Raw genomic sequence first — 24,070 nt, 5'->3', positions numbered from 1 at the left:
CATTAGGCAGAAGTTGTAGCAAGGAATAACAAGAATAAATATGGCAATGAAACAGATCCTTTTCGCGACACTATTGGCAACCAGCCTCTCAGCACATAGTGCCGAGAATTTCGTAGTGCAGGATATTCAAATTGAAGGGCTTCAACGCGTTGCGCTCGGCGCTGCATTGCTTAAAATGCCCGTTCGAATTGGCGATACCGTTGATGCACAAGATGTCGCGGATATTATCAAAGCACTTTACACTTCGGGCAACTTTGAAGACATCAAAGTATTACGAGACAACAACGTTCTGATCGTTCAGGTTAAAGAACGTCCAACCATTGCAAGTGTTTCCTTCTCTGGAAATAAAGCGATCAAAGAAGAGCAGTTGCAGCAGAATCTTGATGCATCCAATATCCGCATCGGTGAGGCGCTTGATCGTACGACCTTGAGCAACATTGAAAAGGGGTTGGAAGATTTTTACTACAGCGTGGGTAAGTACAACGCGACCGTAAAAGCGGTGGTGACACCTTTACCTCGCAACCGTGCTGACCTTAAATTTGTGTTCAGTGAAGGGGTTTCTGCGAAAATCCAGCAAATCAACTTTATTGGCAATGAAGTGTTTAGTGACCAAGATTTACTGTCACGCTTCAATTTGAATGTCGATGTGGCGTGGTGGAATTTCCTCTCTGATGATAAATACCAAAAGCAGGTCTTAGCCGCTGATATTGAAGCTTTGCGCTCTTTCTACCTCGACCGTGGCTACTTAAAGTTTCAAGTCGATTCCACACAAGTTGCTATTTCTCCTGATAAAAAAGGCGTTTATATCACTTTAGGCATTAGCGAAGGTCAGCCTTATAAAATCAAAGACGTTAAATTCCGCGGAGAGCTGATTGGCAAAGAGGCTGAATTTACCGCTTTGATCCCGTTTGAAGCCGAGGAAACCTATAACGGCTCACTGGTGACCAAGCTTGAAGAAGATGTAAAACGAGTATTGGGTGAAGCTGGCTATGCTTATCCTCAAGTTCGAACCATCCCAGAATTTAATGATGAAACGCAAGAAGTTTCCTTGGTTGTTCATGTGGAAGCGGGTAAGCGTATCTATGTCCGTGATATTCGCTTTGTCGGTAATAACTCAACCAAAGATGAAGTTTTGCGCCGCGAAATGCGTCAAATGGAAGGCAGTTGGCTGAGCTCTAAAGCGATTGATACGGGTAAGAGCCGTTTGAACCGTCTTGGCTTCTTTGAAACAGTGGATGTGCAAACCGTACGTGTACCTGGTAGTGAAGACCAAGTCGATCTGGTGTACAACGTGAAAGAGGCCAACTCAGGTAGTGTTAACTTTGGTGTCGGTTATGGTACAGAATCAGGCGTGAGTTTTCAGGTTGGTTTACAACAAGACAACTTCATTGGTTCAGGTAATCGAGTTGGCATCAATGCCATGATGAACGACTATCAAAAGAACATCAGTTTAGATTACCGTGATCCCTACTGGAACCTTGATGGTGTCAGTTTGGGTGGTAAGATTTTCTATAACCAGTTTGAGGCTTCTGAAGCTGGTATTGTTGATTATACCAATGAAAGCTACGGCACAAGTTTAACGTGGGGTTTCCCATTTGACGAATTAAACCGTTTTGACCTCGGTATCGGTTACACGCACAACAAGATCGGTAATATCGATGAGTATGTGCAAGTTAGTCAGTTCTTACAGTCTCAAGCGAGTAATCGTAGCGATGATGGCAGTTTGATCACCAATGACTTTGACGTCAACATCTCATGGACGCGCAATAATTTAAACCGAACCATTTTCCCAACGGCGGGGAATCACCAACGCGCTTTCTACAAGATGACCGTGCCGGGCTCAGACGTAAAGTATTTCAAAGCGCAGTACGATGTCCGCCAGTATTTCCCATTAACCAAAAAACATGAGTTTTCACTCTTGCTAAGAGGACGCTTAGGGTATGGTAATGGTTACGGGAAAACGGATGGTAACGATAACTTGTTCCCATTCTATGAAAACTATTATGCAGGTGGTTTTACCACTTTGCGTGGTTTTGGATCTAACTCGGCTGGACCGAAAGCGATTTATAACGATGCGACAGGCTGTAATGGCAATAATGGTGGCAACAACCGCTGCTATAGCGCAACAGATGACTCTGTCGGTGGTAACGCGGTCGCGCTGGCCAGCGTAGAGCTGATTGTACCGACGCCATTTGCCTCTGATGAAACTCGTAGCCAAATTCGCACCAGCATCTTCTTCGATATGGCCAGCGTTTGGGATACCGAGTTCGATTACAAAGATGGGAAACTCGGTTATGGTGATCAGTATTATTACGATTACTCAGATCCAATGAATTACCGTTCCTCTTATGGTGCGGCACTACAGTGGATGTCACCTATGGGGCCATTGGTATTTTCAATTGCCAAACCTATTAAAATTTATGAAGGTGATAATGAAGAGTTCTTCACTTTCACGATCGGCAGAACATTCTAATTAGAGGAAAGTATTTTGAAAAAAGCGATTCAAGCGGCAGGATTGGGCCTAGTTGTACTGAGTTCATCATTTTTTGCGCAAGCCGCTGAGGCGGCGCAGAAAGTAGGTTACATTAATACCGCGCAAGTATTCCAAGCATTACCTCAACGAGAAGTTGTGCTGCAAAAATTACAAGAAGAGTTTAAAGATAAAGGGGCAGAGCTACAGTCAATTCAAGCTGAAGCAAAAACCAAAATTGAAAAACTTAAACGTGATGGCGAACTGCTAGGTCAAGATGAGATCGAGAAGCTGCGTATTGAAATTGGTCAATTAGACAGCAAGTACAAAATCAAAGCGCAAGCGTTAGAGCAAGCCTCAGCGCGTCGTGAGAGTGAAGAGAAGCAAAAACTCTTCATGGTGATTCAAGACGCTGTGAAGAAAGTTGCGGAAAAAGAAGGTTATGACATCGTTGTTGACGTGCAAGCTATGCAATATGGTAAGCCGGACTACAACCTATCAGAGAAAGTAATTAAACAACTAAAATAATATTATTATGGCAAAACTGACTTTAGCCGAATTGGCAACCATCACCGGGGGAGAGCTGTTTGGTGATGGCTCTGCGACAGTTTCCGCTGTCGCACCTATGGATAAGGCGCAGGAAGGTTACGTAACTTTCCTCTCTAATCCCAAATATAACAAACACCTTGGTCAATGCCGCGCAACGGTGATTATGGTCAAGGCTAGTGAACGTGAATTGTGTACAACCAATGTATTGGTCGTCGCTGATCCATACGTTGCTTTTGCAAAGGTGGCGCAAGCGCTGGACACGACACCGCGACCTGCGAGTGATATCAGCTCTTCTGCGGTTGTTGCACCGGATGCCCAGCTAGGGCAGAACGTTTCTATTGGTGCAAACGCGGTCATTGAGACGGGCGTGCAACTGGGCGATAACGTCTCCATTGGTGCTGGCTGTTTCATCGGTAAAAACGCTAAAATTGGCGCTAACACCCAGTTGTGGGCAAATGTCAGCGTTTACCACGAAGTGGAAATTGGCTCGGCGTGCCTTATTCAGTCAGGTGCCGTGATTGGTTCTGATGGTTTTGGCTATGCCAATGAGAAAGGTGAGTGGATTAAAATTCCGCAAATTGGCACAGTCCGGATCGGTAATCGAGTTGAAATCGGTGCCTGCACGACAATTGATCGTGGCGCATTAGATGACACGATTATTGAAGATAACGTCATTCTCGATAACCAATTACAGATTGCACATAACGTCTGTATTGGCTATGGCACTGCAATTGCTGGCGGTACCATCATTGCTGGCAGCACCCACATAGGCAAATATTGCATTATTGGTGGCGGTGCGGTGATCAATGGCCATATCGAGATTGTCGATGGGGTCACTATTACTGGCATGGGGATGGTGATGCGCAGCATCACCGAGAAAGGCATGTTCTCTTCTGGTATTCCGTTGCAACCGAACAAAGAATGGCGTAAAACTGCCGCTCGCGTTCACCGTATCGAAGATATGCACAAGCGACTTAAAGCACTTGAAAAGTACTTAGAGCAGGAAGCGGAATCCTAATTCTACTTTTTCCCGATTAGGCTCGCCAATTGCGAGTCTTTTTCGTCTATAATGCCAAATAATTTTTGAAAGTTTTACTGTATAGGAATATGACTTTGACGACTGAAACGAAAACGATGCACATCACTGAAATTCAGAGGCTGCTTCCTCACCGTTACCCATTTCTGTTGATTGACCGTGTAATTGACTTTGAAGAAGGCAAATACCTTGTTGGCTTGAAAAATGTGTCAGTTAATGAACCTCAGTTCACTGGTCATTTTCCGCAGTTACCTATTTTTCCAGGTGTGCTGATTTTAGAAGCAATGGCACAAGCAACGGGCCTACTAGCATTCAAAACCTTTGGTGCACCGAAAGATAACGAATTGTATTACTTTGCTAGTATTGATAATGCGAAGTTTCGTAAACCTGTAGGTCCTGGCGACCAACTGATCATCGAAGTGCAGTTCATTAAAGAGCGTCGTGGTATTGCGTTGTTTAATGGCGTAGCGAAAGTTGATGGTGAGGTTGTGTGTTCAGCTGAAATGAAATGTGCTCGTAGAGAGTTTTAATATGATTCATGAAACTGCACAAATCCACCCAAGTGCGGTGGTTGAAGATGGCGCTATCATCGGAGCTAACGTCACTGTTGGTCCATTTACTTACATCACCTCTGGGGTAAGCATTGGCCAAGGTACGGAAGTGATGTCGCATGTGGTCATCAAAGGAAACACCGTCATTGGTGAAGAGAACCGTATTTTCCCTCACGCCGTCATTGGCGAAGAGAACCAAGATAAGAAGTATGGTGGTGAAGATACGCGAGTTGTCATTGGTGATCGCAATGTTATTCGTGAAGCGGTGCAAATTCACCGTGGTACTATGCAAGATAAAACACAAACAGTTGTTGGCAACGACAACCTATTGTGTGTGAATGCCCATATTGCGCACGATGTGATTGTTGGTAATCATACGCACATTGGTAACAACGCAATTCTTGGCGGCCATGTGACGGTCGGTGACTATGCTGGTGTTATGGCGTTGTCGGCGATTCATCCTTTTTGTAGTGTTGGTGCTTATGCCTATATCGGTGGTTGTTCTGCAGTGGTGCAAGATGTCCCTGCTTACGTGTTAGCACAAGGTAACCATGCTTCACCATTTGGCCTTAACCTTGTTGGTTTGAAGCGAAATGGTTTTGAAAAAGCCGAAATTCGCGCGCTACAAAAAGCGTATAAAGAGATTTACCGATCAGGTAAAACGCAAGCAGAGGTCTTACCTATATTGGTTGAGATGGCGAAAGAGTACCCATCGATTCAGCGTTTTACTGATTTACTAGAAAAAACTGAGCGTGGCATTATTCGTTAGTTCGCCACTGAGTTTTGATTAATATCCGAAGATCGCTACTTGTTTAGCGATCTTTTGTCTTTTTGACGCCGCATAACGGCTGAGCGGATTCTGTTAGGAAACGATATGCACTCACATGAAAATCCCCTAAGAATCGGTATTGTTGCCGGAGAGCTTTCTGGCGATATATTAGGAGAAGGCTTCATTCAAGCCATCAAGCAGCAATACCCCAATGCACAATTTGTCGGTATTGGCGGCCCTAAAATGATTGCTCAAGGTTGTGAATCTTTATTTGATATGGAAGAGCTAGCCGTGATGGGTCTGGTTGAGGTGCTTGGCCGCTTACCGCGTTTACTGAAAGTTAAAGCGCAGTTGGTGAAGTATTTTAAAGCCAATCCGCCGGATGTGTTTGTTGGTATTGATGCACCAGATTTTAATTTACGACTAGAGCTTGATCTCAAAAAAGCGGGCATCAAAACCGTCCACTACGTGAGCCCATCTGTATGGGCATGGCGTCCCAAACGTATTTTTAAAATCGATGCGGCGACCGATTTAGTGTTGGCATTTCTTCCGTTTGAAAAAGCGTTTTACGACAAGTATCAGGTTGCGTGCGAATTTGTCGGCCATACACTGGCCGATGCCATTCCACTGCAACCCGATAAAATCGCCGCTCGTGAACTGTTGAAATTAGAGACAGATAAACAGTGGCTGGCTGTGCTACCCGGTAGCCGAGGGGGAGAAGTCGGTTTAATTGCCAAGCCATTTATTGAAACATGTCGACAAATCAAACAGAAATACCCTGATATTGGTTTTGTGGTAGCTGCCGTCAATCCCAAACGTAAACAGCAGTTTGAAACCATTTGGCAGGAGATCGCCCCAGAGCTCGATTTTGTTATTATTGAAGACACCGCGCGTAATGTCATCACGGCTGCAGATGCTGTGCTGCTTGCCTCTGGCACAGTCGCACTGGAATGCATGTTGCTCAAACGGCCGATGGTGGTGGGATACAAAGTGAACTGGCTTACCGGATGGTTGGTTCAGAAGCTTGCGATAACCGAATTTGTTTCACTGCCCAATATTTTAGCCGGAGAAGAACTGGTTCCTGAGTTCATTCTTGATGAATGCGACCCGCAACATCTGTTTCCTGCGGTCGATAGCATGCTTAGCCGTGATAATTCCTCTTTAATTGAACGTTTTACTGAAATGCATCACTGGATCCGCAAAGGCGCCGATCAACAAGCTGCCAAAGCGGTTTTAAGCTTGATTAACCATTAACGATTAAGAGCGATTGAAAAATAACGAGAGGAAAATAGACAAGATGGCAGAACAAACACTGACTCCTTTTGAATACCCTAAGGGCTATGTTTTGATTGCAGGAGTGGATGAAGTTGGTCGAGGTCCATTAGTGGGCGACGTAGTGACTGCCGCAGTAATCTTGGATCCGAATAATCCGATTGAAGGTTTAGCAGACTCGAAAAAGTTATCAGAAAAAAAACGCCTAGCGCTTTTTCCTGAAATTCAACAAAAGGCGCTCGCTTGGTCTGTTGGCCGCTGTTCACCAGCTGAAATTGATGAGCTTAATATTCTTCAAGCGACTATGGTGGCGATGCAACGCGCGATTGCAGGTCTAGCGATTCAACCTGATTTGGCTTTAATTGATGGCAACCGTGTCCCACAATTACCGATGCATGGTATCGCAGTCGTCAAGGGTGATATGCGTGTGGCGCAAATCAGCGCCGCCTCAATCATTGCTAAAGTGGTACGCGATAAAGAGATGGAAGCGCTCGATAAATTGTACCCACAATTTGGCTTTGCTCAACATAAGGGCTATCCAACTAAAGCGCATTTTGCCGCGATCGAACAGCATGGCGTCATCGCAGAGCACCGTAAAAGCTTTAAGCCAGTGAAACGCGTGCTGGGAATTGACTAATTGCGGGTGTCAGCCACGAGCAGATTCGCGTAGAATAACCGCCAAATCTTGTACCAAACCTAGCATCTAGGATTTTATTGCATGCCAGAACCAAAGTTTGTCCACCTCCGTGTCCACAGCGACTTTTCTATGATCGATGGCTTGTCCAAAGTGCCACCGCTTGTGAAAAAAGTGGCCGAGATGGGGATGCCTGCCGTAGCGTTGACTGACTTCACGAACTTATGTGGTTTGGTCAAATTTTATGGTACCGCTCATAACTGTGGGGTAAAGCCGATTATCGGTGCAGATTTTGTCATGCAATCCGAGGAGTTTGGTGATGAGCTCACCAAGCTGACGGTTCTAGCGAGTGATAATGTTGGTTACAAAAATCTGACCTTACTGATCTCCGATGCTTATCTACGCGGTCATGTGCAACACCTACCTGTGATTGATAAAGCGTGGCTAGTGAAATATGCCGAAGGCTTGATTGTGCTTTCGGGTGGAAAAAGTGGTGAAATAGGCAAAGCACTGCTTAAAGGTAATCAGGCATTAGTCGATAAATGTGTCGAGTTTTATCAAACTCATTTTGTCGATCGTTTTTACCTTGAATTGACTCGCACAGGGCGAGCCGACGAAGAGAGCTATCTGCACTTTGCTCTAGAATTGGCTGAAAATAACGATCTGCCCGTCGTTGCAACCAATGAAGTGGTGTTTCTCAGCGAAGAGTTTTTTGAAGCGCATGAAATTCGAGTAGCGATTCATGATGGCTACACCATGGAAGATCCTCGTCGGCCAAAAAATTACAGCCCACAGCAATATTTGCGCACCGAAGCGGAAATGTGTGAGCTGTTTGCCGACATTCCTGAAGCGCTGCAAAACAGTGTTGAGATTGCCAAACGGTGTAATGTTACCGTCCGTTTGGGGGAATATTTCTTGCCCGCCTTTCCAACGGAAGGAATGAAAGAAACCGAATACTTGGTGATGAAATCACAAGAAGGCCTTGAAGAGCGTCTTGAATTTCTGTTCCCCGATCCTGAGGTTCGCGCACAACGTCGCCCTGAATATGATGAACGGCTGCAAATTGAGCTCGAAGTGATTAATAACATGGGGTTCCCCGGTTATTTCTTGATTGTGATGGAGTTCATCCAGTGGTCAAAAGATAACGATATTCCGGTGGGACCGGGGCGCGGATCGGGTGCGGGTTCATTGGTGGCTTACGCGCTCAAAATTACCGATTTAGATCCACTACAATATGATTTACTTTTCGAACGTTTTTTGAACCCAGAACGGGTCTCAATGCCTGATTTTGACGTCGATTTCTGTATGGATAAACGTGACCAAGTTATTGATCACGTTGCTGAAATGTATGGTCGTGATGCGGTATCACAGATCATCACCTTTGGTACTATGGCTGCCAAAGCGGTCATTCGTGACGTGGGACGCGTGCTTGGTCATCCGTTTGGATTTGTCGACCGCATTTCAAAGCTTATTCCACTAGATCCAGGAATGACACTCGAAAAGGCGTTTAAGGCTGAACCCGCGTTACCTGAGCTGTACAACAATGACGAAGACGTCAAAGAGCTGATTGATAAGTGCCGAATTCTAGAAGGTTGCACGCGTAACGCTGGTAAGCATGCGGGTGGGGTAGTGATCTCCCCAACCACAATTACCGACTTTTCGCCGATTTATGCGGATGCTGAAGGGCATTTCCCCGTTACTCAATTTGATAAGAACGATGTTGAAACCGCAGGCTTAGTCAAGTTTGACTTCTTAGGTCTACGTACCTTAACCATTATCGATTGGGCACTAGGGCTGATTAACCCGCGCTTACAACGAGAAGGCAAAGAGCCCGTTCGTATTGAAGCTATCCCGTTAGAAGACCCAGTTTCATTTCGTGTATTGCAAAATTCTGAAACCACCGCGGTATTCCAGTTAGAATCGCGCGGCATGAAAGATCTGATCAAACGTCTCCAGCCAGACTGCTTCGAAGATATCATTGCACTAGTGGCCCTGTTTCGCCCAGGGCCTTTGCAATCGGGTATGGTGGATAACTTTATCGACCGTAAACATGGCCGAGAGGCGATCTCCTACCCAGATGAAAAATGGCAACATGAGTCATTAAAAGAAATTCTAGACCCAACCTACGGCATCATCTTGTACCAAGAGCAAGTGATGCAGATCGCCCAAGTCCTAGCCGGATACACACTAGGCGGCGCGGATATGCTGCGCCGTGCGATGGGTAAGAAAAAGCCAGAAGAGATGGCCAAGCAGCGGGCGATTTTTGAAGAAGGTTCGATAAAAAACGGCGTGGATGGCGAATTGTCGATGAAAATCTTCGACTTAGTAGAAAAATTCGCCGGTTACGGGTTTAACAAATCGCACTCTGCGGCTTATGCTCTGGTTTCTTATCAAACCTTATGGTTAAAAACCCACTACCCAGCCGAATTTATGGCGGCAGTAATGACGGCCGACATGGACAACACCGAAAAGGTGGTTGGCTTAGTGGATGAATGTTTACGCATGAATCTTAAAGTGTTACCACCGGATATTAACGCCGGCTTGTACCGCTTTAACGTCGATGAAAATGGCGCGATTGTCTATGGTATTGGCGCGATCAAAGGTGTGGGTGAAGGGCCGATTGAAGCGATTTTAGAAGCGCGCACAGCAGGCGGCCATTTTAAAGATTTGTTTGATTTTTGCGCCAGAATTGATCTGAAAAAAGTCAATAAGCGTGTGATTGAAAAGCTTATTTATGCGGGTGCTTTGGATCGTTTAGGCCCACACCGTGCTGCAATGATGGCCTCATTAAATGATGCTGTGAAAGCGGCCAGCCAATTCCACCAAGCTGAAGCCTTTGGTCAGGTTGATATGTTTGGTGTATTGACTGATGCGCCAGAAGAAGTAGAACATAAATATACGCAAGTCCCCGAGTGGCCTGAGAAAGTTTGGCTTGAAGGTGAGCGCGATACATTAGGCCTTTATTTGACCGGGCATCCAATAAACGCACATATTAAGGAACTTGCGAAGTACACCAGTTGTCGACTAAAAGATGCCACGCCAACGCGACGCGATCAATCCGTCACTTTAGCGGGGTTAGTGATTGCTGCTAAAGTCATGACCACCAAGCGTGGCACGCGGATTGGCATCATGACGTTAGATGATCGTTCAGGACGTATGGAAGTGATGTTATTCTCTGATGCGTTAGAGCGGTATGCAGAGCTGTTAGAAAAAGATAGAATTTTAGTGATTTCTGGACAGGTCAGCTTTGATGACTTCAATGGTGGCCTTAAAATGTCGGCGCGCGAAGTCATGGACTTGGGCAGTGCGCGTGAAAAATATGCCCGTGGCTTGTCGATATCGATTGAACAATCACAGATAGACAGCCAGTTTTTTGAGCGCTTTAGTCAGATCTTAGAGCCTCACCGAGCAGGGACTATACCTGTCAATGTATACTACCAACGCGCAGAGGCGAGAGTGCGACTCACTCTTGGTACGCAGTGGCGTGTAACCCCAAGTGATACATTGTTAGACGAATTGAAACAGCTACTTGGCAAAGATCAGGTAGAACTCGAATTTAACTAAAATTTGGCGTCAAATATGTTGAACGCTGAGTATAAAAGGATCGGTAGATGAGCCTAAATTTTCTAGAATTTGAAAAACCAATTGCTGAACTTGAGGCTAAAATTCAGGCGCTACGCGACGTGTCTCGCCATGGTGGTGATAAGTCCGTTGATCTCGACAAAGAGATCGAACAGCTAGAAAAGAAAAGCTTAGAGCTTAAGAAGAAAATCTTTGGTGATTTAGGGGCATGGCAAGTAGCTCAATTGGCACGCCATCCACAACGCCCTTACACGCTTGATTACATCAACCATGTCTTCACTGAGTTTGACGAGTTGGCTGGTGATCGCGCTTTTGCTGATGACAAAGCGATTGTCGGCGGCATTGCTCGTTTAGAGGGACGTCCGGTGATGGTGATTGGTCACCAAAAAGGACGTGAAACGAGAGAAAAAGTAAGACGTAACTTCGGAATGCCAAAACCAGAAGGTTATCGTAAAGCACTGCGTTTAATGAAAATGGCTGAACGTTTTGGCATGCCTATTATTACCTTCATTGATACCGCAGGTGCTTATCCTGGTGTTGGCGCTGAAGAACGTGGCCAATCTGAAGCGATTGCTACAAACCTAAAAGTGATGTCAGGCTTGAAAGTGCCTGTAATTTGCAATGTTGTTGGTGAAGGTGGCTCTGGTGGTGCTTTGGCGATTGGCGTGGGTGACTACGTGAACATGCTGCAATATTCCACTTATGCGGTAATTTCGCCAGAAGGATGCGCTTCAATCTTGTGGCGAGATTCAGATAAAGCACCGCAAGCGGCTGAAGCGATGGGCTTAGTCGCTCCTCGCTTAAAAGAGCTTGAGCTGATTGATGAAATTATCGAAGAACCATTAGGTGGCGCGCATCGCGATCCAATACAAATGGCCGCCAATATGAAAGCAACACTGCTAAAACAGCTTGCTGATTTAGAGCCGCTGAATGAAGAAGCATTATTGGCTCGTCGTTATCAACGTTTGATGAACTACGGCTACTGCTAAACAGCAGATCGGACAATAAATAAAAAGGGTTGGATTCTGTCCAGCCCTTTTTTATCTGCCCGATTTCAAGGCTGGTTTGCTTGGCGCGTTTCAAGGTAAACTGGCATCAATTCCTCTTAGCACTGAAAACCCATGTCTGAACTTTATTCGCTATTTTCACACGTTATCAATCGTCATCGCTTAGCAAGCAGCCAATTAGTCTTGGGTTTTAGTGGTGGCATGGACTCGCGGGTGATGCTTGAACTATTGGCGCAATATCGTGACGAAACCTCCTGTGAGTGCTGCGCTGTTTATGTTCATCATGGATTAAGTCAACATGCAGATGCGTGGGCCAAACAGTGCCGGCGCTGGGCCCAACACGCCGCGATCCCTTTTTTTATTGAACGGGTGCAACTCGATACCGCTAGCGGTGAAAGTGTGGAGTCATTGGCGCGTACGGCGCGTTACCAAGTTTTAGCGAAATACATTAACACTGACGATTTGTTACTAACTGGACAGCATAGCGATGATCAGATCGAGACATTTTTGCTCGCGTTAAAGCGTGGTAGTGGACCCAAAGGACTCTCTTCGATGGCACAAGCGATGCCATTTGGAGCGGGGAAAATCGTCCGTCCTTTGCTTGCGGCGACTCGCGTACAGATCGAAAGCTTTGCCGTAACCCAGAATTTGGATTGGGTCGAGGACGAAAGCAACCAAGATACCCGTTTTGATCGTAATTTTATCCGCCATCACATCACGCCAGTTCTTACGCAGCGCTGGCCGCATATTCACCAAGCGGTTGCTCGTAGTGCGACATTGTGTGCTCAGCAGCAGGTGTTGCTTGAAGAGCTGCTACAAGAGGCAATGCAAGAGGCAAAAATGCCTGATGGTAGTTTATCAATTACCGCGCTTTCTCATCGCAGCGAATTAGCACGCTATCAATTGCTAAGAATGTGGCTTGCTCAATTGGGGGAGCCAATGCCGACTCAAGAACATTTAGCGATGATTTGGCAACAAGTGGCGTCTGCGCGTATTGATGCGAATCCTCGTCTTAAACTAGGGCAAAGTGAGATCCGCCGCTTTGACCAAAAGCTATATTGCATCCAAACTTATCAAGACATTTCAGATTGGCAGGCGATGATCGTGCCCGATCAATCATTAACCTTGCCTGATGGACTAGGAAATCTGAGGTTATCGTCTCATGGTGGTAGCAAGGAAATAGCCTTGCCTGATAATTGCCATCAATTAAGCGTTACGTTTAATCCTGAAGGGCTGGCAGCATGCCCTGTCGGACGAGTGGGAAGTCGAAAGCTAAAAAAATTGTTCCAAGAGTATGGCGTGCCCAGTTGGTTACGACGAAGAACGCCAATATTGATGCATCGGAATCAAGTGGTTGCGATTGCAAATTTATTTGTTGATCGTGACTTCAGTGGGCAAGATTGTGAACTCATCTGGGACAAATGAACGCTTTTCATGCAAAATTCGTATAAAACATACCATGAATATGGACATAAAGGTGGAGCAATGAAAAAAGTCGCGATTGGAATAGTTATGGGTTTAACGTTGTTAGCGGGAAGCGCGTTTGCTGGGGACCCAGCCGCAGGGCAAGCCAAAGCGGCTATCTGCGCGGCGTGTCACGGCGCAGACGGGATTGCCCTTATTCCGGGATATCCAAATCTAAAAGGGCAAAATGAGCAATACCTTATCTCATCAGTTAAAGCCTACAAGAATAAAGAGCGTAATGGTGGTTTAGCCGTCGTAATGCAAGCGCAAGCGGCAATGCTCAGTGATGCCGATATTGAAAACTTAGCGGCCTATTTCGCAAGTCTTAAGTAAATGGCAGTGAACGGGTTTCAATCAGCCCAGGCGTTGCTTGGGCTTTTTATTGATTGTTTTTTTTTGCTAGCAGATAATGCCACCAATTGACGAAAGTGTAAGGGATGAACATGAAAAAAATCGAAGCCATTATTAAGCCATTTAAACTTGATGACGTCCGCGAAGCGTTAGCTGAAGTCGGGATCACGGGTATGACTGTTTCTGAAGTAAAAGGATTTGGTCGTCAGAAAGGGCATACTGAATTGTACCGTGGCGCTGAGTACATGGTGGATTTCTTACCTAAAGTGAAGCTTGAAATTGTAGTGACTGACGATGTCGCTGATCGCTGCGTTGACACCATTATTGAGACGGCGCAAACGGGAAAAATTGGTGATGGTAAAATTTTCATTACTAATATTGAACGAGTGGTACGAATTCGTACCGGTGAAGAAGACGAAGACGCTATTTAGCCGTACACCGAGAAGAAGGGAGCCAATGGCTCCTTTTTTGTCTCTTTATTAATACATCCCTACCAATTTTGTTGAACGTTATGAAAAGAAAATATCTGCTTGTTTTGCCGCTGTTGCTGATTACCGCGGCTGTGATTAGTTTTTTCTCTATTTTTACTATTCCTTCAACGCCGCAATTGTTGACTATTGATGGGAAAAACGCTTCATCTCCACTGATTTGTTACGATAATCCAAACGCTCGCGCAATTGATGTGCGTGGTCAGCTTAATGTACTGGTTTGGAATATCTATAAACAAAATAGAGCAACATGGCAAAGTGAGCTGGATAAATTCAGCCAAGATGCCCAATTGGTGTTGCTACAAGAAGCGAGCATGACCTTGTCATTGAAAGAGTGGATCAGCCAAAAGCAGTGGGGGGGGACGCAAGCGGATGCTTTTCGTGTTTTTGGTGAATCAGCCGGAGTGTTAAATCTTGGCAGGCAGATGCCAGTATTAGCGTGTGCTTACACCGAATTAGAGCCTTGGTTGCGCTTACCCAAATCGGCGATTTACGCCCTGTATCGTTTAAGTGATGGTCAGACTCTGGCGGTTGTAAACCTGCATGCAGTGAACTTTACCTATGGAACGCAAGAGTATACCAATCAGCTGGAAGCGTTACTCGTTCAATTAAAAACACATCAAGGGCCGGTGATTGTCGGTGGTGATTTTAATAGCTGGAGTCAAGCAAGAATGGACACATTAACCACTGCATTAAATCGTGTGGGTTTGAAGGAAGTGTTGTTCGAACCCGATCACCGTGTTCAGTTTGTGACGGGCTTGGTGCTTGATCATCTTTTTTATCGCGGTTTAACACTGCTCAATGCAAAAGCGCCCGTAACGGACGCTTCTGATCATAACCCACTATTGGCGAGTTTTAGTTTATAACCACTTTCTAACTGATGGCGATGTACAGCGCCCAAATCAGGTAATAGCCAATCCAAGGCAGCGCCGAAATCACCAGAGCTTGGCCGCGTTCAAGCTCTGTCCATGCGCCCACCGCCGCGTAGCCAAGTACGATGTACCAAGGCAAAAGTAGTGGGAAGGAGCTGGCAAATTGAGACCAATCATTAGTCAGTGGCAACTTAATTAGGCCATTTAAACTGTTAAGATCAGCAGCGTAAGTCATCACGTGGCCATGTTTGAGTAATAAGCTCGCGTAACTGGCGAGATCGCCCAACACGGCTGGGAAAGTGATGACAGCACTTGCGGCAAACCAACGCCAGAAACCGTGCTGATGTTGGCTCTGCTTGGTCGCCAAATTGAACCACAATGCCAACATGAAAATCGTTAGCGTGCGGCCTACCACATCGCTGATAATTTCGCTGGCCATCAAGGTGTTGGCATCTAACATTTCAAGCTGAGCGGGATTGATCATAGCCAACTGCGCCGAGAGCCCAGCTTTTAACCATTCAAGGTTAACCACGTCAAAATAAGCCCCCCAAAATAGAAAGGGACTCAGGATTAAAAAGAGATAAGGTTGCCAACCCCACATGCCGCGTTGATAAAGGGCTAAAAAACAAGACGTGGGGGAACGGAAAATATCCACCAACATGATTAACGGGTTACTGGAAGGATTCATACACTGACCTTAGTGACATCGACGTAGAGCTTGAGTTTTTGACCCGGCTTTAAGTACTTTTGGTTTGCAAGCTCGTTCCATTTTACAATGTCGAGGCTTTTGACTTTAAACTTATTAGCGATGGCGCTGAGTGTATCGCCGCTACGCACTTGATAAAAGACGGTGCGAATGATGGCACCCTCACTGCTATTTTTCCAAATGACCAGTTTTTGGCCAATCTTCAACGTGTCTCTTGGCCCCATACCGTTCCATTTTGCTAAGGACTGATGGGAAACATTGTGCTGTTTGGCAATGCTCCATAAGCTATCACCTTTGGCTACCGTATGAGACAGCTTATACTGACCACGGGCCATCGCTTGCGTTTTTGCTAAGCGGTTACTGGCACTGAGTGCGTATGCTTTTTCGTCTTTTACGGATGTTGGGATCATTAAATACTGCCCAACGCGAATGACGTTGCCATTGAGATTGTTGGCCGTCTGAATCACTTTGCTGGTGGTATTGTGCTGTTGAGCAATCACACTCAAGCTATCGCCGGATTTTACCTTGTAGCGTACTAACTTCATCCCCTTACCGCGATTCTCTTCAACTTTCTGAGCAAAGCGTTCCACTTTATCTACTGGGATAAGCAGTTGATGAGGTCCCGTTGGCGAGGTCGCCCATTGATTGTAAGCTGGGTTGTAACTTTGCAACTCTTTCACGCTCATTCCGGCGTAATTGGCGGCAATGGCAAGATCAAGCTGTTCTTGAGGGTCGACTAACGTTAGCACTGGTTTGTTAGCGATCGCTGGGATTTCAATGCCATATTTTTCTTGATTGGCAACAATATCGGCCAGTGCGAGTAATTTAGGGACGTAGCCTGTGGTTTCATCGGGTAAGTCGAGTGAGAAAAAGTCGGTTGGTTTACCAGCCTTGTGATTTTTACGAATCGCGCTAGAGATCCGCCCACCACCGCTATTATAGGCGGCAATCGCATGGCTCCAATCACCATCAAAACGCTTATTTAATGCAGTGAGATAATCCAAAGCAGCATCGGTGGCGGCGTCTACATCTCGTCTTCCGTCATACCAAAAATTTTGCTCTAGGCCATACATCTCTCCCGTGCTCGGCACAAATTGCCACAGCCCCGCAGCGCTACCGTGTGAGTAGGCAAAGGCATCAAACGAGCTTTCAACAATGGGTAAGAGTGCTAACTCAAGTGGTAAGCCGCGCTGCTCAATTTTCTCAGTGATAAGGTAAAGAAATGGCTTTGCTCGCTCGGCAACAGTTTGTAGGTGATTTGGGTGTTTAAGATACCAAGTTCGATAATAATTCACTGATTTATGATCTGGGATATCCATCGACAACTGCATTGCGATGCGCTGCCATACGTCCGCTTGCTCTTGTGGCGTGATCACTTTCGGCGTTGTCTTTTTTGCAGATGACGACTTTTGTTTAGCCATCTCTTTTTGTGTCTGAATCTGAGGGCTATTTGCCTCTTTGGCATTTGGCGCTGTTGTTTGGTCTGTTGGCTGAGTGATTTGGCACCCCGCTAACAAGAGCACCATCACCCAGCTAAATTGAAATCGCATCTATCTCAGCCCTTTGACTTAATGGCTGCTGATAATACTTGGCACTTTATTGCTATGACAAGCAGCAAATCGTCAAAATTCGTTCTTCCACTCACGTAACGCGGTAAAAATTGATAGAGGATCGGTTTGTTGAGTACGATTCGCGACTGATTTCATCACACTCTCTTGCTGGGTCCGCAAAAATGGATTGATCCATTTTTCTTGGCGGATCGTGGTCGGTAATGTCGATTTCTGCTGGGCTCGGAGCCGGTTGACGGTATCTCGATACTGTTGAAGTTGGTCATTATCGGGCTCAACGGCTAAAGCAAATGCGACGTTACTTGCGGTATATTCGTGCGCGCAATAGACCTCAGTCTCTTCTGGCAATGCGGCAAGTTTACACAGTGACGTAAACATTTGCTCCATTGTGCCCTCAAAAACACGGCCACACCCTGCGGAGAACAGTACATCGCCACAAAACAGTTTATTGTCACCGACATAGCCAATGTGACCTTTTGTGTGTCCTGCGAGATCAAGCACCATAAAGATTTCATCGAATAGTTCTAGCTGATCGCCAGCTTCAACCGCGTGCGTTAAGGTAGGAATAGGTTCATGAGCGGGACCAACAACGTTAATGCTGGGAAACTGGCGAACCAGTTCTGCAACACCACCAATGTGATCATGGTGATGGTGGGTAATTAATATTGCTTCGAGCGTTAATTGATGCTTCGAGAGGTACTCAAGCACTGGTGCTGCATCACCGGGATCGACCACAGCACAACGCTGATCGCTATTTTGGATCAGCCAGATGTAATTATCATTAAATGCGGGTATGCTTTTGATCTGTAACATGAGTATCTCCAATCACCGAGGTGAAATAGGTTATCGATGAAGCCAGCGCGTAGCGAAAAAAAATTAGATAAGCCTCATTCTTGGTCCCAACTTAAAAATGGCCAGTGGGTTAGTGATTCTATTCAGACTCGGCTTGATGAATGGTGCTCTAAATTATTTGGCTATCATATGCTTAAGCTCGGTGGTTTGAGCTGTGAGCTTGCCAGTTGCAACTGCAATATTCAACACCAAGTTCATCTTGATATTGAAAACCCACTCCATACGGTGATTGCCGATAGCTACGAACTGCCTTTTCTCGAAAAGAGTTTTGATGTGGCTATTTTAGCGCACCAACTGGATTATTGTGGCGATCCGCACCGTATCTTACGCGAAGTTGATCGCGTGATGATGGATGATGGCTACATCATTATTACGGGGTTTAATCCAATCAGTTTTACGGGGATCGCAAGTTTGATGCCTTGGCGAAAACATAACTTACCTTGGAGCGGTCGTATGTTTACCGCTAACCGGATTAAGGATTGGCTGAGTGTCTTGAACTATCAAGTGATTGACTGTGACCAATATGCCCTTTTCCCGATGCAAAAATATCAACCCATGTGGGCGTGGTTGGAAAATGGTATTGGCGACTGGGCCGCTCCATTTGGTAGCCTGTATTTCATCGTAGCGCGCAAACGTACTTATCCCTTGAAACCGATTAAACCTCATTGGCGTTTTAAACGGCGTCTTTCGCCAGTTAGCCTGAACTACCGTTTATCAACTCAGAACCAAGATAAGGCCTGTGACCCTTATTCGGATGCTTGATACCCAATATCGTCTTCGGTTGGGTTTTCTGCTGCATTGCGTGCTAATTCATCGCACATTTCATTTTCACGATGACCCGCATGGCCTTTCACCCAGCGCCAGTCAATGGTGTGGCGGGCGCTTTCTTTATCAAGTGCTTGCCATAAATCGGCATTCTTCACTGGTTTTTTATCCGATGTTTTCCAACCGCGTTTTTTCCAGTTGTGGATCCACTGAGTAATACCTTGACGAACGTATTGGCTGTCTGTGGTGAGAATAACATTACATGGCTCTTTCAGTGTTTGCAGTGCAACCACTGCCGCTAACATTTCCATTCGGTTGTTAGTGGTGAGTCGGTAGCCTTTGGCTAACGTTTTTTCGGTTTCTTTGTAACGAAGGACAACCCCATAACCACCCGGGCCAGGATTACCTAAGCAAGATCCATCAGTGAAAATTTCCACCTGTTTTGTCATGATTTGATACTATTAGGTTACGCACATTATTGGCATAGTCTGACATACATATCCTTATGAATACTAGCAGCAATTCCCAATCCCAACGTATCGTCGTTCTCGATACGGAAACCACGGGTATGAACCGTGAAGGCGGCCCTCACTATGAAGGACACCGCATTGTTGAAATCGGTGCCGTTGAAATTATCAACCGCAAGCTGACAGGCCGCCACTTCCATGTCTACCTGAAACCCGATCGTGAGATTCAGTTAGAAGCGATCGAAATCCACGGTATTACCGATGAGTTTTTGATGGACAAACCGCAATATCGCGATGTGCATCAAGAGTTTTTAGATTTCATCAAGGGGGCTGAGCTGGTGGCGCACAACGCTCCCTTCGACGTCGGTTTTATGGATTACGAGTTTCGCAAGCTCGACGCTAAAATCGGTAAGACGGAGCAGTATTGCAAAGTGACCGATACGCTTGCTATGGCAAAGCGTATTTTCCCCGGCAAACGCAACAATTTGGATATACTTTGTGATCGTTATGGTATCGATAACTCACATCGTACCTTGCACGGTGCATTGCTCGATGCGGAGATATTAGCGGACGTTTATCTGCTGATGACTGGCGGGCAAACCTCGTTACAGTTCAGTGCCGGAACGCGCAGTGATGGCAGTGTGGGAGGAGAGTCAATAAAACGAGCTGTCGCAGGTCGGAAAAAGCTAAAGGTTTTGCAGGCTTGTGCCGATGAATTACAAGCACACCAAGAAAGATTGGATCTAGTCGAAAAGAGCGGAAGCTGCCTTTGGCGTCAGTAGGAGAAAATATGTTGAGGATAATGGCAGCAGTGATTGCGCTGATGTGGAGTACAGGCGTTTTTGCGGTGAATTCCTCCTCGATGTCGCTGCTCGACAATCGTTTCCGTGTGGATCCAACCATTTCACAAATTACTTTTGTTGTGTATCGCGAAAAGTCATCCCAACCCGTGGTGCTTGTGCGGCCTGATGGTAAGAAATATTACGCTTGGCAACATAGCGATAATGTGCGTTGGTATCAAGAACCCACAATGGATATTATTTCAATTGATAAGCCAATGCCTGGCCCTTGGCAGGCCATAGGCAAGGTTTCCTCACAAAATAGCATCAAGCTTATTTCTCATCTGCAACTTGATACTGATCTGTTTCCTACGCGCTTATACCTTGGTGAAGTGATAAAATTTACCGCGCGATTAACCTCCGACGGTAAGCCTTTATTGTTGAGAGACTTTCTCGATAGAGTCAACTTAAAAGTAACCTTTACTAAATACGTTGAAAATGAAGAAGATCTTATTAAAGAAGCGCGTCCATTACCGGAAGTGATTGGTGAATTTGCCGATGATGGACGTGGTTTAGATGAACAGCCAGGTGATGGCATTTTTACTGTAGCGCTGCCTATCACTCCAATGCCGGGTAAGTATCGCGTTAGGATCACCTCTGGCAACGGCGTGTTTTTACGCGCCCAAGAGCAAGAGGTGCTGGTTTACCCAGCTCCAGTCTCAACCACCTTTATCCAATCTCGTGTTGATGGTGCGCCACATCAAATTGTTTTTTCGGGTGAGCAAGGAATGATAGCCCCAGGCTCCATCGTTGCCCATGTCGAACATGCGAATATTTATGATGATATCTTTATTACTGAGGGGCAGTCAGAAAAAGAGGCGCTAAAGTTAAGTTTAGAAATTCCATACAATGGAGACAACGGTAACTATCGTTGGTCTGGAAAGTTGTATGCGACAGAGCTTGCCAGCCAGCGTCCACTTTACTTCCCGCTTGCTGAGCATACTTACAGCGTGGTTGATGATGTCAACATTGAGGAGACTCGCCGCTTACAGATTGAAGAAGAAATCCAGCAGCGTAAGCTTGAACAAGAGCAGTTGATTATTCAGATGAGAGAGGAAGCAACGAGCCGCAGTATTATGTTCATCGTGATTGGTAATATTGGTGCGATATTGATTGGGCTTTTGGCGTGGTTTGTGATGCGTAAGATTAAAGCGAAAAAGGCGTTGCAACCCGAATTACAGTTGAATATGCCGAAGAAATAACAAGGGATGTTGCCGAGTTGGCAACCTCTTGATTCTGTATTCCAGTCATAAAAAAGGGCGTTTAAAACGCCCTTTGACATTCAATAGATTGACTTACGCAACATCATTCATTGCCGGATATTGAGGCTTTGCGGCCAGTTCCTGTGGCGCAAAATCATCGACATTAATGGTATACAAACGATGAGCCTCAGCTTCCGTTAATAGCTGTGCTTCTTGTTCGGTTAGAATTTTTTGTTGTAAGCCAATGGCAGCCACTTCATCTAAACGCAAAAATGGACGGCGTTGATTGGTGACGCTGCACACTTTATCGAACAAAGGCTCTGCACGTAAAATGATGTCCAGTGCTTGTTCAATCTTACCCGCCGCATTATGCGCCGTTGGGGCGAGATATTGGTTGCGACCAATGCGTGAACGAGTTTCACTCGGTGTTTGCAGGATCTGCGCAACTTGGCTATCTAATTTATCACTAGGTGCTTTGCGTACTCGACCAATCGGCATCAACAATATACGAAGTACCTTACCAATCGCTTTATTCGGGAAGTTGGCTAAGAATTCATCAATGGCGACTTCCGTCTGCTTCAAACTGTCTTGCAGACCCCAATGAACCAAAGGAAGATCCTCCACGGGACGACCATCATTTTCAAAACGCTTAAGTGTGGCAGAACTGAGGTAGAGTTGGCTCAAAATATCGCCAAGGCGTGCTGACAAACGCTCTTTACGTTTGAGAGAGCCTCCCAATACAGCCATCGAAATATCAGAAAGCAGTGCTAAGTTAGCGCTGTAACGGTTTAGTTGTTGATAGTAGCGTTTGGTTGCATCATTAGTCGGTGCAGATGAACCAAAACCATCGGTAACACCAAACCAAATACTGCGCACAAGATTACTCATGGTGAAGCTGACGTGACCTGCAAGAGCGGCGTCAAATTTCTCAACGGCATCAGAATCTTGTGAATAAGCGGCGTTCATTTCTTCTAAAACATAAGGATGACAACGGATAGCGCCTTGACCAAAGATGATCATTGAGCGAGTCAGAATATTGGCCCCTTCGACGGTTACGGCAATCGGTGCACCTTGGTAGCTGCGAGCTAAAAAGTTAGCAGGACCAATACAAATGCCTTTCCCGCCCACGATATCCATTGCATCAATAATGCTGCGTTGACCACGGTGGGTACAGTGGTATTTGACTATAGCGGAAATGACCGAGGGTTTTTCGCCCAGATCAATACCAGCTACGGTTAAATTGCTCGCCGCATCCATCACATAAGCGTTACCACCTAAACGTGCTAATGGCTCTTCGACACCTTCCATATGGCCAATTGGTTGCTTAAATTGACGACGAATCCGAGCGTAAGCTCCTGTTGCTAGCGCCGCAGTTTTAATTCCGCCCGTCGAGTTAGAAGGTAACGTAATGCCACGTCCAACCGATAAACACTCTACAAGCATGCGCCAGCCTTGCCCTGCCATGCTTGGTCCGCCAATAATGAAATCAAGCGGCACAAATAAGTCGTTAGCACGTGTCGGACCATTTTGGAATGGAACGTTCAATGGCATGTGGCGATTGCCAATTTCAACTCCTTTTAAGTGGGTTGGGATGAGCGCACAAGTGATGCCAAGCTCTGTTTTATCCCCAAGTAAGCCGTCAGGATCGCGCAGTTTGAATGCTAGGCCTAATACGGTTGCAACCGGGGCGAGCGTGATGTAGCGCTTGTTCCACGTTAGGCGCATCCCTAACACTTCTTTTCCTTCCCATTTCCCTTTACATACCACGCCAAAATCAGGAATTGAACCTGCATCGGAACCTGCTTCTGGGCTGGTTAATGCAAAGCAGGGAATCTCTTTACCTTCCGCTAAACGTGGCAGGTAATGGTTTTTCTGATCTTCAGTACCATAATGTTGTAAAAGTTCGCCCGGGCCTAAAGAGTTCGGTACACCAACGGTGGATGAAAGCACTCCAGATACACCCGTTAGCTTTTGTAGCACAATGGATTGTGCATAAGCTGAAAATTCCAAGCCGCCGTATTGTTTTTTAATGATCATGGCGAAGAATTTATGATCTTTTAAATATTGCCAAACCTCAGGAGGTAAGTCGGCTAATTCATGCGTAACTTGATAATCGCTAACCATGGCACACACTTCGTTGACTGGTCCATCAATAAAGGCTTGCTCTTGTGCACTTAATGTCGGCGCTGCAATTTTGTGTAGTTTGTTCCAGTTCGGTTTGCCTTTAAACAGTTCAGCTTCCCACCAAACGGTTCCTGCATCTAATGCCTCTTTTTCGGTTTGTGACATTGCTGGCAGCACTTTTTTGAACAGTGTTAATGCTTTTTCGCTAATCACGCTTTGACGGATAGAGGGAACGGCTAATAAAGCGATAGCCGCTAAATACAGCAACCATCCAATCACCCCGGTGTAATCCAGCAGGGTAAGAACCACCATGGTTACCGTTAGCGCAACTAATGCGCTAAAAAGTGACATTCGGTGGTAGAGGCACACACCGAACACGGTGAGAAAACCAAGTATAGAGAGCAAGATGTCCATAATTTCATTCCTTTGAGACTGTATTCACGCCATTGCGGCTGATTTTTCTCAGTGCATTGGGAAGTGTTGTTAGTCGTCTCGTTTGTGT

The 24,070-nt window shown here is 45.8% G+C and carries 21 protein-coding genes; 16 read left to right on the top strand and 5 right to left on the bottom strand.

Annotation, left to right across the window (positions count from 1 at the left end):
- Positions 1 to 40: 40 nt before the first annotated feature.
- From bamA to AACT23_RS04510, 13 genes are all read left to right on the top strand, one after another.
- Positions 41 to 2,473, top strand: coding sequence for an outer membrane protein assembly factor BamA (bamA, locus tag AACT23_RS04570; RefSeq protein ID WP_017046601.1), 2,433 nt, complete (start codon positions 41 to 43; stop codon positions 2,471 to 2,473).
- Between the two features lie 15 nt (positions 2,474 to 2,488).
- The gene (locus AACT23_RS04565; RefSeq protein ID WP_013856212.1) at positions 2,489 to 2,998 is read left to right on the top strand and encodes an OmpH family outer membrane protein; all 510 of its coding nucleotides are present in this window, start codon (positions 2,489 to 2,491) and stop codon (positions 2,996 to 2,998) included.
- A gap of 7 nt (positions 2,999 to 3,005) precedes the next feature.
- Positions 3,006 to 4,037: a UDP-3-O-(3-hydroxymyristoyl)glucosamine N-acyltransferase gene (gene lpxD / locus AACT23_RS04560; protein ID WP_017046602.1), complete on the top strand. Its 1,032-nt coding sequence runs from the start codon at positions 3,006 to 3,008 to the stop codon at positions 4,035 to 4,037.
- Between the two features lie 116 nt (positions 4,038 to 4,153).
- Positions 4,154 to 4,585: a 3-hydroxyacyl-ACP dehydratase FabZ gene (gene fabZ / locus AACT23_RS04555; RefSeq protein ID WP_026027636.1), complete on the top strand. Its 432-nt coding sequence runs from the start codon at positions 4,154 to 4,156 to the stop codon at positions 4,583 to 4,585.
- Position 4,586: 1 nt separating this feature from the next.
- Complete coding sequence (gene lpxA / locus AACT23_RS04550; protein ID WP_010320113.1) at positions 4,587 to 5,375, top strand: acyl-ACP--UDP-N-acetylglucosamine O-acyltransferase; 789 nt, start codon at positions 4,587 to 4,589, stop codon at positions 5,373 to 5,375.
- A gap of 105 nt (positions 5,376 to 5,480) precedes the next feature.
- Positions 5,481 to 6,629, top strand: coding sequence for a lipid-A-disaccharide synthase (gene lpxB, locus AACT23_RS04545; protein ID WP_094129748.1), 1,149 nt, complete (start codon positions 5,481 to 5,483; stop codon positions 6,627 to 6,629).
- Positions 6,630 to 6,672: 43 nt separating this feature from the next.
- Positions 6,673 to 7,284 (top strand): ribonuclease HII, encoded by a 612-nt coding sequence (gene rnhB / locus AACT23_RS04540; protein WP_026027914.1) that lies wholly within the window; start codon positions 6,673 to 6,675, stop codon positions 7,282 to 7,284.
- A gap of 81 nt (positions 7,285 to 7,365) precedes the next feature.
- A complete protein-coding gene (gene dnaE, locus AACT23_RS04535; protein WP_094129745.1) occupies positions 7,366 to 10,845 on the top strand; it encodes a DNA polymerase III subunit alpha in 3,480 nt (1,159 codons plus the stop codon).
- Positions 10,846 to 10,892: 47 nt separating this feature from the next.
- Positions 10,893 to 11,852: an acetyl-CoA carboxylase carboxyl transferase subunit alpha gene (accA, locus tag AACT23_RS04530; protein WP_013856219.1), complete on the top strand. Its 960-nt coding sequence runs from the start codon at positions 10,893 to 10,895 to the stop codon at positions 11,850 to 11,852.
- 132 nt (positions 11,853 to 11,984) lie between these two features.
- A complete protein-coding gene (tilS, locus tag AACT23_RS04525) occupies positions 11,985 to 13,295 on the top strand; it encodes a tRNA lysidine(34) synthetase TilS (RefSeq protein ID WP_094129742.1) in 1,311 nt (436 codons plus the stop codon).
- Between the two features lie 60 nt (positions 13,296 to 13,355).
- Positions 13,356 to 13,667: a c-type cytochrome gene (locus AACT23_RS04520; RefSeq protein ID WP_026028528.1), complete on the top strand. Its 312-nt coding sequence runs from the start codon at positions 13,356 to 13,358 to the stop codon at positions 13,665 to 13,667.
- A gap of 110 nt (positions 13,668 to 13,777) precedes the next feature.
- Positions 13,778 to 14,116: a nitrogen regulatory protein P-II gene (glnB, locus tag AACT23_RS04515; RefSeq protein ID WP_010320105.1), complete on the top strand. Its 339-nt coding sequence runs from the start codon at positions 13,778 to 13,780 to the stop codon at positions 14,114 to 14,116.
- An 80-nt stretch (positions 14,117 to 14,196) separates the two neighbouring features.
- The gene (locus AACT23_RS04510) at positions 14,197 to 15,039 is read left to right on the top strand and encodes an endonuclease/exonuclease/phosphatase family protein (RefSeq protein ID WP_176428689.1); all 843 of its coding nucleotides are present in this window, start codon (positions 14,197 to 14,199) and stop codon (positions 15,037 to 15,039) included.
- A 7-nt stretch (positions 15,040 to 15,046) separates the two neighbouring features.
- On the opposite strand, the gene AACT23_RS04505 is transcribed toward AACT23_RS04510, so the two are convergent.
- The 3 genes from AACT23_RS04505 to gloB all read right to left on the bottom strand — a co-directional run bounded on the left by AACT23_RS04505 (position 15,047) and on the right by gloB (position 18,132).
- Positions 15,047 to 15,733, bottom strand: a complete 687-nt coding sequence (locus tag AACT23_RS04505; RefSeq protein ID WP_013856224.1) for a YIP1 family protein — start codon at positions 15,731 to 15,733, stop codon at positions 15,047 to 15,049.
- Positions 15,730 to 17,301, bottom strand: coding sequence for a lytic transglycosylase (locus AACT23_RS04500; protein ID WP_064625806.1), 1,572 nt, complete (start codon positions 17,299 to 17,301; stop codon positions 15,730 to 15,732). Before AACT23_RS04500 ends, AACT23_RS04505 begins: the two co-directional genes overlap by 4 nt.
- 72 nt (positions 17,302 to 17,373) lie before the next feature.
- On the bottom strand, positions 17,374 to 18,132 hold the full coding sequence (gene gloB / locus AACT23_RS04495) for a hydroxyacylglutathione hydrolase (protein ID WP_026027910.1): 759 nt from the start codon (positions 18,130 to 18,132) through the stop codon (positions 17,374 to 17,376).
- Between the two features lie 36 nt (positions 18,133 to 18,168).
- Between gloB and AACT23_RS04490 the strand changes: the two genes are divergently transcribed.
- Positions 18,169 to 18,933: a methyltransferase domain-containing protein gene (locus tag AACT23_RS04490; protein ID WP_013856227.1), complete on the top strand. Its 765-nt coding sequence runs from the start codon at positions 18,169 to 18,171 to the stop codon at positions 18,931 to 18,933.
- On the opposite strand, the gene rnhA is transcribed toward AACT23_RS04490, so the two are convergent.
- Entirely contained in the window at positions 18,918 to 19,385 is a 468-nt protein-coding gene (gene rnhA, locus AACT23_RS04485) for a ribonuclease HI (RefSeq protein WP_013856228.1), read from the bottom strand. The genes AACT23_RS04490 and rnhA overlap by 16 nt on opposite strands.
- 56 nt (positions 19,386 to 19,441) lie before the next feature.
- Between rnhA and dnaQ the strand changes: the two genes are divergently transcribed.
- Positions 19,442 to 20,185, top strand: coding sequence for a DNA polymerase III subunit epsilon (gene dnaQ, locus AACT23_RS04480; protein ID WP_013856229.1), 744 nt, complete (start codon positions 19,442 to 19,444; stop codon positions 20,183 to 20,185).
- An 8-nt stretch (positions 20,186 to 20,193) separates the two neighbouring features.
- A complete protein-coding gene (locus AACT23_RS04475; RefSeq protein ID WP_026029156.1) occupies positions 20,194 to 21,444 on the top strand; it encodes a TIGR03503 family protein in 1,251 nt (416 codons plus the stop codon).
- Positions 21,445 to 21,537: 93 nt separating this feature from the next.
- Here the strand turns inward: AACT23_RS04475 and fadE are convergent, their stop codons facing one another.
- Entirely contained in the window at positions 21,538 to 23,982 is a 2,445-nt protein-coding gene (gene fadE, locus AACT23_RS04470; protein ID WP_094129736.1) for an acyl-CoA dehydrogenase FadE, read from the bottom strand.
- Positions 23,983 to 24,070: the final 88 nt, after the last annotated feature.

This window comes from Vibrio sp. V09_P4A23P171 (assembly GCF_963875615.1).
Lineage (GTDB): Bacteria > Pseudomonadota > Gammaproteobacteria > Enterobacterales > Vibrionaceae > Vibrio > Vibrio anguillarum.
The sequence above is the reverse complement of the archived record's forward strand: the minus strand, read 5'-3'. Positions and strand labels throughout refer to the sequence as shown.

Coding starts and splice junctions, on each gene's coding strand:
- dnaQ (WP_013856229.1), top strand. CDS start 19,442: ATGAATACTAGCAGCAATTCCCAATCCCAACGTATCGTCGTTCTCGAT.
- lpxD (WP_017046602.1), top strand. CDS start 3,006: ATGGCAAAACTGACTTTAGCCGAATTGGCAACCATCACCGGGGGAGAG.
- lpxA (WP_010320113.1), top strand. CDS start 4,587: ATGATTCATGAAACTGCACAAATCCACCCAAGTGCGGTGGTTGAAGAT.
- fabZ (WP_026027636.1), top strand. CDS start 4,154: ATGCACATCACTGAAATTCAGAGGCTGCTTCCTCACCGTTACCCATTT.
- rnhB (WP_026027914.1), top strand. CDS start 6,673: ATGGCAGAACAAACACTGACTCCTTTTGAATACCCTAAGGGCTATGTT.
- AACT23_RS04475 (WP_026029156.1), top strand. CDS start 20,194: ATGTTGAGGATAATGGCAGCAGTGATTGCGCTGATGTGGAGTACAGGC.
- AACT23_RS04510 (WP_176428689.1), top strand. CDS start 14,197: ATGAAAAGAAAATATCTGCTTGTTTTGCCGCTGTTGCTGATTACCGCG.
- bamA (WP_017046601.1), top strand. CDS start 41: ATGGCAATGAAACAGATCCTTTTCGCGACACTATTGGCAACCAGCCTC.
- gloB (WP_026027910.1), bottom strand. CDS start 18,132: ATGTTACAGATCAAAAGCATACCCGCATTTAATGATAATTACATCTGG.
- AACT23_RS04490 (WP_013856227.1), top strand. CDS start 18,169: ATGAAGCCAGCGCGTAGCGAAAAAAAATTAGATAAGCCTCATTCTTGG.
- dnaE (WP_094129745.1), top strand. CDS start 7,366: ATGCCAGAACCAAAGTTTGTCCACCTCCGTGTCCACAGCGACTTTTCT.
- glnB (WP_010320105.1), top strand. CDS start 13,778: ATGAAAAAAATCGAAGCCATTATTAAGCCATTTAAACTTGATGACGTC.
- fadE (WP_094129736.1), bottom strand. CDS start 23,982: ATGGACATCTTGCTCTCTATACTTGGTTTTCTCACCGTGTTCGGTGTG.
- AACT23_RS04505 (WP_013856224.1), bottom strand. CDS start 15,733: ATGAATCCTTCCAGTAACCCGTTAATCATGTTGGTGGATATTTTCCGT.
- AACT23_RS04520 (WP_026028528.1), top strand. CDS start 13,356: ATGAAAAAAGTCGCGATTGGAATAGTTATGGGTTTAACGTTGTTAGCG.
- rnhA (WP_013856228.1), bottom strand. CDS start 19,385: ATGACAAAACAGGTGGAAATTTTCACTGATGGATCTTGCTTAGGTAAT.
- accA (WP_013856219.1), top strand. CDS start 10,893: ATGAGCCTAAATTTTCTAGAATTTGAAAAACCAATTGCTGAACTTGAG.
- tilS (WP_094129742.1), top strand. CDS start 11,985: ATGTCTGAACTTTATTCGCTATTTTCACACGTTATCAATCGTCATCGC.
- AACT23_RS04500 (WP_064625806.1), bottom strand. CDS start 17,301: ATGCGATTTCAATTTAGCTGGGTGATGGTGCTCTTGTTAGCGGGGTGC.
- lpxB (WP_094129748.1), top strand. CDS start 5,481: ATGCACTCACATGAAAATCCCCTAAGAATCGGTATTGTTGCCGGAGAG.